The organism is Prauserella sp. PE36, assembly GCF_003311655.1.
Lineage (GTDB): Bacteria > Actinomycetota > Actinomycetes > Mycobacteriales > Pseudonocardiaceae > Prauserella_A > Prauserella_A endophytica.
This window is the reverse complement of the sequence record NZ_QEQT01000028.1, coordinates 20,436-33,198: the sequence shown is the minus strand read 5'-3', so window position 1 is coordinate 33,198 and position 12,763 is coordinate 20,436. Positions and strand designations below refer to the sequence as shown.

The 12,763-nt window shown below is 72.6% G+C and carries 10 protein-coding genes; 5 read left to right on the top strand and 5 right to left on the bottom strand.

Translation table 11 applies throughout. The features are described 5' to 3' along the window. Positions 1-55 precede the first annotated feature (55 nt). Both DI005_RS01405 and DI005_RS01400 read right to left on the bottom strand, forming a co-directional pair. Positions 56-622, bottom strand: a complete 567-nt coding sequence (locus tag DI005_RS01405) for a GNAT family N-acetyltransferase (protein WP_112272652.1) — start codon at positions 620-622, stop codon at positions 56-58. After that, positions 619-1,146 carry a YbaK/EbsC family protein gene (locus tag DI005_RS01400; RefSeq protein ID WP_112272650.1) on the bottom strand — a complete coding sequence of 176 codons (528 nt, stop codon included), beginning with the start codon at positions 1,144-1,146 and terminating at the stop codon, positions 619-621. The genes DI005_RS01405 and DI005_RS01400 overlap by 4 nt, the downstream gene beginning before the upstream one ends. Positions 1,147-1,385: 239 nt before the next feature. On the opposite strand from DI005_RS01400, the gene DI005_RS01395 reads away from it, so the two are divergent. The 4 genes from DI005_RS01395 (at position 1,386) to DI005_RS01380 (ending at position 4,617) form a co-directional block, all read left to right on the top strand. Further along, complete coding sequence (locus DI005_RS01395) at positions 1,386-1,901, top strand: SAV_6107 family HEPN domain-containing protein (RefSeq protein WP_113641039.1); 516 nt, start codon at positions 1,386-1,388, stop codon at positions 1,899-1,901. Beyond that, complete coding sequence (locus DI005_RS01390) at positions 1,901-2,665, top strand: maleylpyruvate isomerase N-terminal domain-containing protein (protein ID WP_113641038.1); 765 nt, start codon at positions 1,901-1,903, stop codon at positions 2,663-2,665. The genes DI005_RS01395 and DI005_RS01390 overlap by 1 nt, the downstream gene beginning before the upstream one ends. A gap of 54 nt (positions 2,666-2,719) precedes the next feature. Beyond that, positions 2,720-3,403: a VOC family protein gene (locus tag DI005_RS01385; protein WP_112272644.1), complete on the top strand. Its 684-nt coding sequence runs from the start codon at positions 2,720-2,722 to the stop codon at positions 3,401-3,403. Positions 3,404-3,519: 116 nt separating this feature from the next. Beyond that, positions 3,520-4,617, top strand: a complete 1,098-nt coding sequence (locus DI005_RS01380; RefSeq protein ID WP_112272642.1) for a GNAT family N-acetyltransferase — start codon at positions 3,520-3,522, stop codon at positions 4,615-4,617. Positions 4,618-4,624: 7 nt separating this feature from the next. Here the strand turns inward: DI005_RS01380 and DI005_RS39625 are convergent, their stop codons facing one another. From DI005_RS39625 to DI005_RS01365, 3 genes are all read right to left on the bottom strand, one after another. Beyond that, entirely contained in the window at positions 4,625-4,936 is a 312-nt protein-coding gene (locus tag DI005_RS39625) for a hypothetical protein (RefSeq protein WP_369973545.1), read from the bottom strand. A gap of 618 nt (positions 4,937-5,554) precedes the next feature. Beyond that, a complete protein-coding gene (gene def, locus DI005_RS01370) occupies positions 5,555-6,055 on the bottom strand; it encodes a peptide deformylase (protein ID WP_112272638.1) in 501 nt (166 codons plus the stop codon). A gap of 48 nt (positions 6,056-6,103) precedes the next feature. Then, positions 6,104-10,714 (bottom strand): ATP-dependent helicase, encoded by a 4,611-nt coding sequence (locus DI005_RS01365; RefSeq protein WP_233519941.1) that lies wholly within the window; start codon positions 10,712-10,714, stop codon positions 6,104-6,106. Between the two features lie 138 nt (positions 10,715-10,852). Here DI005_RS01365 and DI005_RS01360 point away from each other — a divergent pair, with 138 nt between their 5' ends. Then, on the top strand, positions 10,853-12,763 hold the full coding sequence (locus tag DI005_RS01360; protein ID WP_112272636.1) for an Hsp70 family protein: 1,911 nt from the start codon (positions 10,853-10,855) through the stop codon (positions 12,761-12,763).

Sequence of the window (12,763 nt, the reverse complement as noted above, 5' to 3'; positions counted from 1 at the left end):
GGTCCCGCGTTCCGGAGAACGCGGAAGACCACGACGATCTGGGGAAACGCACAGGCTACTCAAGGGGCAGCGTGCGTCCCAGTATCGCGAACGGGCGCGGGTCGCCCGCGAAGTGGTAGTCACGCAGCACGTCGGTGAAGCCGAGCCTGCGGTACAGCTTCCATGCCCGGCTCGTGCCCTCGGGTGTGGAGAGCAGCACGTGCCGGTGCCGCACGCCGTCGACGAGCGTGCGCAGCAGATTCTCGCCGGTGCCCCGGCCCTGGCTGCTCGGCCGGACGTGGATCTCGGTCAGCTCGAAGTAGTCACCGAGCCACGCGTCGGCGGCCTGGTCGCCCTCGCGGCCCGCCAGGCCCCTTCGCACTTGCTCGTGCCACCACTGGCCCGGCGTGCCGCGGTAGCCGTAGGCGAGCCCGACGAGGCGGTCGTCGGTGTCGAGCGCGGCGACGCAGCGCCAGCCGTCCCGCAGCGCGTGGGTCAGCCACATCGGCGCGCGTTGCTCGGCGGTGCCTTCCGGGTAGTTCATGGCGGCGACGTAGAGCGAGAGCGCCTCGGGCAGCCGGGCGCGGAACTCGTCGCCGGAGAGGTGGGCGAGCTTGGCGTAGCCGGAGGACATCGCGGTCATGCCGGCACGTCCTCCGGGGGTGGCGCCGCGACGTCGGCCGCGCGGCCGCCGGTGACGGCGAGCAGGCCGTCGAAGGTCGTGGGGTACACCGACTTGGGGTGCCCGGCCGCCGCCCACACCACGTCGTAGGCCCGCAGCGCGGTGTCGACCAGCGTGATCAGCCTGCTCGGATGCCCGACCGGCGCGACACCGCCGATGGTCTGCCCGGTGTGCTCCTTGACGAACGCGGGGTCGGCCTTGCCGACCTCGGTGGCGCCGGTCAGTGCGGCGAGCGTGCGCGGGTCGGCGCGGTGCGCGCCGGAGGTCAGCGCGAGCAGCGGGGCGTCGGGCTCGCCGTCGAACGAGGCGCGGAACACGAGGCTGTTGGCGATCGCGCCCACCTCGACGCCCAGAGCCTCGGCCGCCAGTGCCGCCGTGCGCGCGTCGGCGGGCAGGATCCGGATGCCGTCGGCGGCGGCGTCCTGACCGGCCTCGGTGAGGGCTGCCGCCACCTTGGCGACCGAGGGGTGGTCGAGGGTGCTCATACACGTATGAGATCACGGGACAGCCGTCGGATGCGACGCAGATCGCCCGTTGACCACCCCACCTGGGCTTGAGCACCCGTCACCCGCGAGCTAGTCTGGAGGTGTTCGAACATACGTTCGACACCCGGTGGAGCGCTCTCCGGTCGGTCCCCGGCGCGTGGATGGGGGAAGCATCTGCGCGCCGGGACCATTGTCCGCCGTCCGCGCTCCATCTCCGGTTCGAGAGAGGGAGGTGGGCCATGTCCGTCGCGTTCGCGTCGCGCGGTGGCCCGGGGTCGCGCAAGGGCTCTACCCAGCCCGCGCTGCCGTTCGAGGTGCGGCCGCCGACGGTGCCCGCCGCCGTGTCGCTGCTCACGCAGGCGAAACACGGGCTGGCGGAGGCGACGCGGGAATCGGATCCGGTCAAGCGGTTCATCGCCGCCTACCTGTCGGCGCTGCGGGCCGCGGCCGCGATCCTCGCCGCGCGCGGGCGTCCGCACCGGGGCCGCGCGAAGCCGGAGAGTGTGTGGACGCTGCTGGAGGGCGCCGTGCCGGAACTGCGGCAGTGGGCCGGGTTCTTCGCGGCGCACTCCGCGAGGCAGGCGGCGGCGCAGGCGGGCGTCACGCGGCGCATCACCGCCGAATCCGCGGACGAGTTGTCCGCACGGGCGGGCCAGTTCGTGTCGATCGCTGGCCGCGTGGTGCACGGTCACCCCGTGGAGCGGGCCGCCCACTGCGGCGCGCGCCCGCACGCGCACCGGCGCCGGAGCGGATGATGCCGGGACAGGCGCTGATCGACCACGGCAGGCTGCTGGACGCGATGGGGTACGAGGTCGATCTGCTGATCGAGGCGGCGCGCGCGGTGCCGCACGACGTGGCGGTGCCGATGAGTCCGGGTTGGACGGTCGGAGAGGTGGTCCGCCACGTGGGCAGTGTCTACCGCGTCGCGCTGGCCTGGCTGGTCGAGGGAGGCCGGCCAAGGGAGTGGCAGCGGGACCCCGCGCCGGGCCAGACCGTCGAGAGCTACCTGCGGCAGGGGTTCGTGGACCTGGACGAGGTGCTGCGCTGGCACGACCCCGGTGAGCGCGCCGCCACCTGGTGGCCCGCGGACCCGACCTACGGGTTCTGGTGCCGCCGCATGGCGCACGAGTCCACGATCCACCGGGTCGACGTGGAGGACGCGGCGCGGTTCGACCTCGGTGAGATCGCCGACGACATCGCGCTCGACGGCATCGACGAGGCGCTCGCGGTGTGGTTCAGCCACCGGCTCGGGATGCTGGGGCTCAGCGGCACCCGCCAGAGCTCGGTGGGGGTGCGCACCGGCGGGCACAGCTGGATCGCCAGGGCAGGGCCCACGGAAACGGTCGCGTGGCGCTGCTCCGATGCCGAGGCACTGCGGGCCGACGCGGTCGTCTCCGAGTCCCCGGTCACGGTCTACCTGTGGCTGTGGGGCAGGCAGCGGCTGGGAGCGGTGCACGTGGACGGTGACGACGACGCGGCAGGGCAGTTGTGGGCGCTGATGAGGCTGGCCACGAGATGACGGGTTTGTGGGGAAGCAACATCCGTTGTCGAGGTCGGTCGCTAGATTGCCCAGATGGCAACTCGTCTGGCGCATCTCGTGGTGGACGCGCGACAGCCGTCGCTGCTCGCCGGGTTCTGGTCCGGGCTCCTGGGTTGGGAGGTGGTGCCTGAGGACGGGGCGGACGTTGAGGGTGCGGTCGCGGTGCGGGCACCGGAGCCGGACGGCTGTCAGCTGTCGCTGGTCTTCGTGCCGGCACCGGGACCCAAGACGGCGAAGAACCGCGTGCACCTGGATCTGGCCAGCGCCGGTAGGGAGCGGCAACGGTCCATCGTGGACGATGCCGTCGCCCGCGGCGCCACCACAGCCGACGTCGGGCAGGGCGCTGTGCCATGGGTGGTGCTCGCCGACCCGGAGGGCAACGAGTTCTGCGTGCTCGAACCGCGTGAGGAGTACGCCGACACGGGAGCGCTGGCGGCCGTCGTCGTGGACGTACGCGAACCTGCCGCGCTCGGTGGGTTCTGGTCCTCGGTCAGCGGCTGGGACGTGGTGCGGCGCCATCCCCAGTTCACGAGCCTGCGGGAGCCCGGATGCCGGGGACCGTGGCTGGAACTGTTGCGCAACGCGGACGCCGAGCGCACGGGGACAAGGTGGCGCCTCGCCGTGGCCGTCGAGGGCGATGCGCCGGCCGGGGAGCTGCCGGGCGCGCGGCTCACCGATCCGGAGGGCAACGAGATCGCGGTCGTCACTCGCGGCTGACCTCGGGGCGTGATCACGGAGCGTGTTTCCGTTGCGTTGCGCACCCGAGGCGACGCTGACACGCGCGAAACACCTCTGCCGCCGACCAGCAACAACGGCCGGGGATCGTGGATGTCATGGACATTCGCCGTGCCCGGACCACCGCGCGTTCCGAGATCCCCCGTGCCTGGCTCGACCAGGTGCGGGAGGCCGACCGGACCTCGGTCACGTGGAGGTTGCGCGTCCGCATGGACGACCGGCCCGGCACGCTGGCCCGGGTCGCGGTCCGGCTCGCGGACCTGGAGTGCAACATCCTGGGTCTCGCCGTGCTGGCGGTGCCGGATGGGGTGCTCGACGAGATCGTCGTCCGGCCGGCCGTGGGCCTGACGCGCGCGCACCTGGTCCAGGCCATCGAGGACGAGGATTGCGAATGCCTCGGCATCACCGACGCCGACGTGCGTGAGCTGGTCGACTCGTCGGCGGCCGGCCTGGTCGCGGCGAGCCGCGTCGTCGCCGATCCGGCGAGCCTCGCCGACGCGGTGCGCGAGGTCCTCGCGGCGGATCTGGTCACTGTGGTGCCGTCCGTCGAGGCCAATCCCGGCCGAACCGAGGGCGGGCACCGCGCCGTCTTCCTCGCCGGGGAGGCCGACGCGCTCGTGGCCCGCAGGTTGTGGGCGCCGTTCCTGCAGCAGGAGCTGGCGAGGGCCGACGCGCTGCTCGGACTGCTGGCGGCCATGCGCGCCAACGTCTCCGGGCCAACGGTCGAGACCTGTACCGACGGCGCGACCGTTGTGCTGCGCGAGGCCCGGCCAGGTGACGCCGACGCGCTTTTCGCGCTGCACGGCCGATGCTCGGCGCGGACCCTGTTTCACCGCTACCACACGGGCCTGCGCATCGTGCCGCGCCGCTGGCTGCACCGGCTGCTGGTCCCGCCGCGCGGGGTCGGCGTCGTGGCCGTATGCGGGCGGGACGTGATCGCACTCGGCCAGCTGATTCCCGAGCAGGGCGGCGACGCCGCGGAGATCTCGCTGCTCGTCGAGGACGCCTGGCAGCGCAACGGGCTCGGCACCGCCCTGCTGCGCAGGCTTGCGGTGCTCGCCTCCGCGTGGGGCTGTCGCGAGCTCGTCGCGACGTGCCTGCCAGGGGAGGACGGAATCCGCAGGACAGCTCTCCGGGCAGGGCTCTCGCCTGCACCCGCCCCCGATGAGAGAGGTGTCCTGCGGATCGTCCTCTGAGCTGCTGTCAGCAGGTGACAGACACGTCGGCGCTCTCCTCGAAGGAGACGTGCACGTGGTCGTAGTGGTTCGCGGTCGCGCTGCCGCGGTCCTCCATCGTCGACCAGCCGCTGCCGTCGTTGTACTGCTGTTCCCAGATCACGTAGGTCACCCCGAACTCCGCCTGGTGAGCCAGGACGTAGTCGGCGATCTGGTCACCTGTGGACGAGTCGACCATGAAGTCCAGCGCCAGTCCGGAGGGGTGGTCGCTCGCGCCGGAACGGCTGCCGACGCCGCCGACGGAATCGACGTCGAACTTGGTGAGAACGTGGTTGCCCACCTGCGCGACGTGAGGCTGCGTTCCCTCGAGTTCGGTCGAGCACGACTCGGGCGGGGGCGGCGGTGGTGGTGGCGGAGGAGGCGGTGGCGGAGGCTCTTCGCTGGAGCTCTCCGTGGTGGTGGTCGTGGTCGGGGAGGGGGAGGGCGGGGGTGTGGTTGTCGTGCTGGTCGGGACCGGCTTCCGGCTCGTGGTGGGGGATGGTTTCACGAGCCGGTGCTGTTCGGTCGGTCCCGCTGAGGCGGCGAGCGCGGCGCCACTGTTCTCGGTGTCGTTGCCCCACAGTCCGCTGGTGAACCAGACTGTGAACGCGAGCATGCTCGCTGCGGCTACGCCCAGCGCGGTCGGTTTTGCCCAGGAGGGCGATCTTTTCGCACGATGTCGGCCGGCCATTTCTGTCCTCGAAAAATCGATTACGGCAAGAGCTCGGCCAGATTACGAACTGACAACGGCGAAGTCACGAACGAGTGGTGATGGCCACAGGGCAGGCGAAGCAACCTGGGTTCTTGACCAGGTGAGTTAGGCCGTTCGGCGGTATAACCGGCAGATCACGGCGCACTCAAACGGCACGCCGGTTGCCCAGGGTCAGATCAATATTCCGTTGCGTTGCGGAGCAATTTGTCAACGGGACCAGAACCAGTCGCGCTGGCGCGCTTCGCGCAGGGCCTGCCGGCGCTGGTCTTTGTCGAGCCGGTCGAGATAGAGCTTGCCGTCGAGGTGATCGGTCTCATGCTGAAGACACTGCGCCATGAGCCCGCTGCCCTCCACGGTCACCGGCTCGTTGCGCACGTCGACGCCGCGGACGACCGCGTACCGCGCCCGGACGGTGGTGAACCACAGTTCGGGCACGGAGAGGCAGCCCTCGGTGACCTCCTGCGTTTCCTCGGAGAGCTCCACGATCTCCGGGTTCAGCACGTACCCGAGCTCGCCCTTCACATTGTAGCTGAACGCCCGCAGGCTCACGCCGATCTGCGGCGCGGCGAGTCCCGCCCTGCCGGGCAGGTCGACGGTCTGGAGGAGGTCGTCGACCAGTGCCTTCACCGAGGCGTCGAACCGGGTCACCGGGTCCGCCACGGTCTTCAGCACCGGGTCACCGAAGTAGCGCAGGTCGCGCACGGCCATCGTCGGGATCCTTTCCACACGTCGCCGTGCAGCTTAGGAGGTGGGCGCTCAGGCCCGGAGCCGCAGCCCCTTCGGAGTAGCCCGGAAACCGGCCTCCCGCAGGACATCCGCGAGCTCGGAGGTCAGCGCCTCCTCACCATCCGCCCGCTGAACCTGCAGCTGGCCGAGCCACCCCTCTCTGACCGCCGTCGACAGCGCGTGAGCCGCCGTGCGCAACACCGGCCCGTCCTCCGTGAACGACAGCAGCGACCGTCCGCCCCGCTCCACGTAGAGCGCGGGCACACCGTCGACCAGCACCGTCAGCGCCCCCGCCTTGCGGGCGGGCCGGTGCTTCGTGGCCCCCAGCGGAACCGGCCAGGGCAGCGCGGCGCCGTACGGCTGTGCCGGATCGGCGGCCGCCAGCACCACGGCACCCTGCGGCGCACGTGGGCCGCCGGCGTCGGACAGAGCGCGCAGCCGGTCGACCGCGCCGCGCGCCGCGAACTGCGCCGCGCCGAGCCCCTCCACGACGTACCCGCGGATGACCTGACCCGAGTCCTCCATGCCGCGCAGCACCTTGTAGATCCCGGAGAAGCCGCCCGTGACCCGCTCGGTGTCCAGTGCGCCCCGGGTGAGCACCCCGTGCCGTTCCAGGAACGACTCCGTCCGCGCGTGGGTCCGCCGCGTCGGGTCGGCCTCCCGGTCCGGGGTCAGCCCCCAACGCCCCGCGACCGTCGGCGGCCCGGTGCGCGACGGCATCGCGGGCCTGCCCGCCCGCAGCCGCGCGTAGCGGCCCCTCGGTGGCGAGCGGCGCGGCTTGTGCGCCGCCCCCTTCCCGGAGACCTGCGCCCGCAACGGGCCGAGCGTGTCGCCCGTGACCATTCCCGCCCACACGAGGTCCCACAGCGCGGCCACCACGTCCCCGTCGTCGGGCGCCTTGTCGACCAACGGCGTCACGCGGTCGACGAGCTGCCGGAAGAACAGCGCGCCGTGCTCCAAAGTGGACACGATCGCGGAGTGCAGCGGGCCCTCCGGCATGGCCTCCTCGACATCGGGCAGCAGCAGATCGGCCACATCGGACGGTGCCAGCGCGACCCAGCCGTCCCCTCCGGACAGTGAGCCGCAGCCACACCACGTCACCTCGCCCGCCGTGGTCAGCTCGTCCAGCAGTGCCGGGTAGTAGCCGGGCAGCCTGCTCGGCAGGATCAGCGACTCCAGCGCGCTCGCCGGCAACGGCGCACCCGCCAGCTGCTCGACCACGGACAGCACGTCGTCCGCCGTCGGCGCCGAGCGCACGCGCCCGCCGATGCCGTGCCACCCTGGCAGGAACCGGCCCAGCGCGGCCGGTTCGACCGGCTCGACCTCCGCCCGCAGCCGCGCCAGCGACGCGCGCCGGAGCCTGCGCAGCACCGCGGCGTCGCAGTACTCGACACCGCCCGGCTCGTACGGCTGCGGCCGCAGCTCACCCCTGACGAGCCTGCCCTCCGTCGTCAGCCGGTCGAGGATCCCGGTGACCACCGCGGGGCCGAGCCCGAACCGCCGCGCCGCCTGCGCCGCCGCGAACGGCCCCCGGCTGCGGGCGTAGCGGATCAGCAGGTCGCCCAGCGGGTCGGCCACCGGCTCCGTGAACACCTCGGGCACGCCGATCGGCAGCGCGACGCCGAGCGCGTCCCGTACCCGACCGGCGTCCTCGATCGCGAGATAGCGCTCCTCGCCGCCGATGCGCACCTGGATCGCCCGCCGCTCGGCGACCAGCTCGGTGAGCCAGTCAGGGCGCACCCCGCGTTCGGCGGCCTCCTCAACGGTCAGGTCACCGAGGAAGCGCAGCAAATCCGCCGCGTCCTCGACGCCGCGGGCGTGCCGATCCTCGTCGAGTCGTTGCAGCGAGCGCTCCACCGAAGCCACCACGTCGGCGTCGAGCAGTTCCCGGATCGCCTCGGTTCCGAGCAGCTCGGCGAGCAGCGCCGAGTCGAGAGACAGCGCCGCGGCCCGCCGTTCGGCGAGTGGCGCGTCCGTCTCGTACAGGAACATGCCGACGTAGCCGAAGAGCAGGCTCCGCGCGAACGGCGACGCCGACGGCGTCTCCACCTCGACGACCTTCACCCTGCGCGCCCGGACGTCGGCCATCAGCTCGCGCAGCCCGCCCACGTCGTAGACGTCCTGCAGGCATTCCCGCATGGCCTCCAGCACCACCGGGAACCGCTCGTACTTGGCGGCCACCCCGAGCAGCTGCGCGGCCCGCTGCCGTTGCTGCCACAACGGTGTGCGCCGGCGGGGATCCCGGCGCGGCAGCAGCAGCGAGCGCGCCGCGCACTCCCGGAACCGGGCCGCGAACAACGCCGAGCCGCCGACCTCGGTGACGATCAGCGACTCGACCTCGTCCGGGTCGACGAGCACGTCCTCGGCGGTCAGCATGATCTCCCTGCCGTCCGCGTCGAGCGCCTCCGGCAGCCGCAGCACGATGCCGTCGTCGGAGTGCGCCACCTGCGCGTCCACGCCGCGCGTCTCCCGCAGCCGCGCCGCGATCGCCAGCGCCCACGGAGCGTTCACCTGCGCGCCGAAGGGCGAGTGCACCACGACGCGCCAGTCGCCGAGCTCGTCGCGGAACCGCTCCAGCAGCATCGTCCGGTCACTCGGCACGTGCCGGGTCGCCTCGCGCTGCTCACCGAGATAGGTCAGGAGGTTCGTGCTCGCCCGTTCGTCGAGTCCCGCGGCGGTGGCCCGCTGCCGGGCGGTCTCATCGTCTGCTGTGGACACCTCGCGCAGGAACCGGCCGAGCGCCCTGCCGAGCTCGAGCGGCCTGCCGGGCGCGTCGCCCTTCCAGAACGGCATCCGCGCGGGCTCGCCGGGCGCGGGCACCACGATCACCCGGTCGTGCGTGATGTCGGTGATCCGCCATGACGAGGTGCCCAGCAGGATCGTGTCCCCGACCCTGGACTCGTAGACCATCTCCTCGTCCAGCTCGCCCACACGCGAGCCCGGCCGCTCGCCGTCGCCCGGCGTCATCACCGTGAACAGGCCGCGGTCGGGAATCGTGCCGCCCGAGGTGACGGCGAGCCGCTGCGCCCCCGGCCTGCCGCGCAGCTCGCCGGTCACCCGGTCCCACGTGATGCGGGCCCGCAGCTCACCGAACTCCTCGCTGGGGTAGCGCCCGGCGAGCATGTCGAGCACCGCGTGCAGCGCGTCGTCCGGCAGCGCCGCGAACGGAGCCGCCTTGCGCACCGTCGTGGCGATCTCCTCCACCGTCCTCGGTTCGAGCGCCACCATGGCGACGACCTGCTGCGCCAGCACGTCGAGTGGGTTGCGGGGATACCGGATCGCCTCGATGGCGCCGTTCGTCATCCGCTCGGCCACGACCGCGCACGACACCAGGTCGCCCCGGAACTTCGGGAACATCACGCCGCTCGACACCGCGCCGACGTGGTGGCCCGCCCTGCCCACCCGCTGCAGGCCGGACGCGACCGTGGGCGGCGCCTCGATCTGCACCACCAGGTCGACCGCGCCCATGTCGATGCCGAGTTCCAGCGAGGACGTGGCGACCACGCACGGCAGCCGTCCCGACTTCAGCTCCTCTTCCACGCGGGTGCGCTGCTCGCGGGACATCGAGCCGTGGTGGGCCTTCGCGACCGTCGCCTCGGCTCCCACCGTCAGCCCGGACTCGCCGATCGCCTCCGCCGGGTAGCGCTGGCCCGGCTCCAGCTCGGTACGCTCGGCCACGAGCTCGTTGAGCCGCGCCGTGAGCCGCTCGGCGAGCCGTCGCGAGTTCGCGAACACGATGGTGGACCGGTGCTGCCGGATCAGCTCCAGCACGCGTTCCTCGACGGCGGGCCAGATCGACGGCCTGCGCACGCCGCCACCCGAGATCTCCTCCTGCGTGCCGATCCCGCCCTCCGAGGGCAAGGGCAGCGGTTCGGCGGGAGGGCTCGCCGGAGCGTCCAGCTCGCCCATGTCCTCGACCGGCACCTCGACGCTGACCTCGATCGTCTTGGCGAGCTTGGGCTGCACCACGCGCACCGGCCTGCCGCCGGCGAGGAACGAGCTGACCTCGTCGACTGGCCGGACCGTTGCCGAGAGCCCGATGCGCTGGGCGGGCCGCCGCAGCAGGTCGTCCAGCCGCTCAAGTGAGAGCGCCAGGTGCGCGCCGCGCTTGCCGCCCGCGACGGCGTGCACCTCGTCCACGATCACGGTCTCGACACCACGCAACGACTCCCGCGCCGACGAGGTCAGGATCAAGAACAGCGACTCGGGCGTGGTCACCAGCACGTCGGGCGGCGTGCGCGAGAACGAGCGGCGCTCTGCCGCCGTGGTGTCGCCGGTGCGCATGCCGACCGTGATGTCCGGCACCGGCAGACCCAGCCGGTGCGAGGCCTGCGAGATCCCCGCCAGCGGTGCCCTCAGGTTGCGCTGGACGTCCACCGCGAGCGCCTTCAACGGCGAGACGTAGAGGACCCGGCAGCGGTTCTTCGGCGTGTCCGGCGCGCCCTCGACCGCCAGCCGGTCCAGCGCCCACAGGAACGCGGCCAGCGTCTTGCCCGAGCCCGTCGGCGCCACCACCAGGGAGTGCTCGCCCGCGTGCGCGGCGCGCCAGGCCCCCTCCTGCGCGCGCGTGGGCTCGGCGAACGCCCCCGCGAACCAGTCCCTGGTCGCGGGGGAGAAGAGGTCCAGAACATCCGTGCCCACGTTCCCATGATGCTCCCGGCCACCGACAGTTTCCGGCCGTACCCGTCCTGAGCAGGGAAATCGCCGGGTCCGTCCACGCCGTGAGCGCGGACATGGGAGCATCACCGCGAGCTTCGCGACATCAACAAGGGGAGAACTGTGCGGATTCTGTCCGTGGATCTCGGTACGTCCAACACCGTCGCCGTCCTGTCCGCACACGGTCGCCCGCCCCGCGTCGTCGAGGTCGACGGTTCCGCGACGATGCCCTCCGCGGTCTTCGCGGAGGAGGACGGCACCCTCGTCGTGGGCAGGGACGCCGAGCGGCGCGCGCGGCTCGACCCCACCCGGTTCGAACCCAACCCCAAGCGCAGGGTCGACGAGCAGACCCTGTTGCTCGGCACCGATGTCGTCCCGGTGAACGAGGCGCTGGCCGCGGTCCTGCGGCGTGTGCTCGACGAGACCTCCCGACAGCTGGGCGGCGAGCAGCCGGACGAGATCCGGCTGACCCATCCCGCGCAGTGGGGTCCCGTCCGCCGCAACGTCCTGCTCTCGGCCGCGCGGCTCGCCGGCATGACCGGCTCCGTCTCGCTGGTGCCCGAGCCCGTGGCGGCCGCCGCGCACTTCGCGTCGTTCCCCGGCAAGGCGCTCGGCGCCGGGCAGACGCTCGCCGTCTACGACCTCGGCGCCGGCACGTTCGACGTCGCCGTCGTCGGCGCGACGCAGAACGGTTACACGGTGCTGGCCGAGGACGGCCTTCCCGATCTGGGCGGTCTCGACGTCGACCAGGCGCTGCTCGTGCACGTCGGGCGCGAGGTCTCCCACCGCGACCCGCAGCACTGGCAGCGGCTGCTGCGCCCGGAGTCCACGGCCGACCGGCGTACCCGGCGCACGCTGCAGGAGGACGTCAAGGCCGCCAAGGAGGCACTGTCGCGGCTGCCGCAGACCGAGGTGCCGATGCCGGAGCCGTTCACCGACGTGCTCGTCACCAGGGCCGAGCTGGAGGCGCTCGTCCGGCCCGCCATGCTGCGCAGTGTCGAACTGCTCGCCAGGACGGTCCGGGCGGCGGGACTGAGCCCCGACCGGCTCGCCGGCATCTACCTGGTCGGTGGATCGAGCAGGCTGCCGCTGGTCGGCACGCTCCTCGCGGAGAAGCTCGGCGTGGTGCCCTCCAGCCTCGACCAGCCCGAGACCGCCGTGGCGCTCGGCGCTCACCACGTGGCCTCAGACGGCATCAGCATGCGCACCCAGAACGTCGAGGGCCAGGTCGCCTCGGCGGGCGTCGCACCGCCGCAGCAGGCGCCCGGCGCCACCGGCCCGCACCCCCCGCCGCAGGTCGCCGCCGTGCCCGGATACGCCCCACCCGCTGCCTACCAGCAGCAGCCCGCGTACCCGAACAGCGGCCCGCAGCCTGCGCTGGCCACCCAGCACGCACCGGGGGCGAACTTCCCCTCGTACCCGGCGGCGCCGGACGGCAAGGGCGAGAAGAACCGCAAGAAGCTGCTCATCGGGGCCGCGATCGCGGCCGTGGTGCTGATCGCGGCGAGCACGGCGTTCTTCCTGTGGCCCTCGTCGTCGGCCACGACCTACACGGCGGAGGAGTGCCGCGAACCGGGACAGACCGACCAGCAGGGCTTCACGGGCTGCCTGCGGCAGCTCGCTGGTGACCTGGCCGACACCAGCCAGTGCGGGCCGGGCACCGGGACCGGCCCTGCCGCGGCGGCGAACGAGGAGGAGCTGGGGGTCACCGTGACCTGCTCCGCGCCGGGGCTCGCGGGCGCCCAGGTCACCTACCTGCACGGCTCGTCGCGCGACGTGCTGAAGCAGTACACCGACGGGCTGCTGAACCGCACGGGCGGCGGCGACCGGGTGGAGGCCGACTGGGGCGGCAACGCGCTCGAGGGCAGTTACTCGGCCTCCGCGGGGCGCAACTCGTCAGTGCTCGTCTTCACGGTCGATGACCGCCCGCTGTCCGGCTTCATCTACCAGGTCAACGCCACGGGAGAGGGCGAGTCGGCCAAGCCGGGCGCGCTGGCCGACTACTTCGAGCAGAACGTGCAGCCGGGCGAGTAG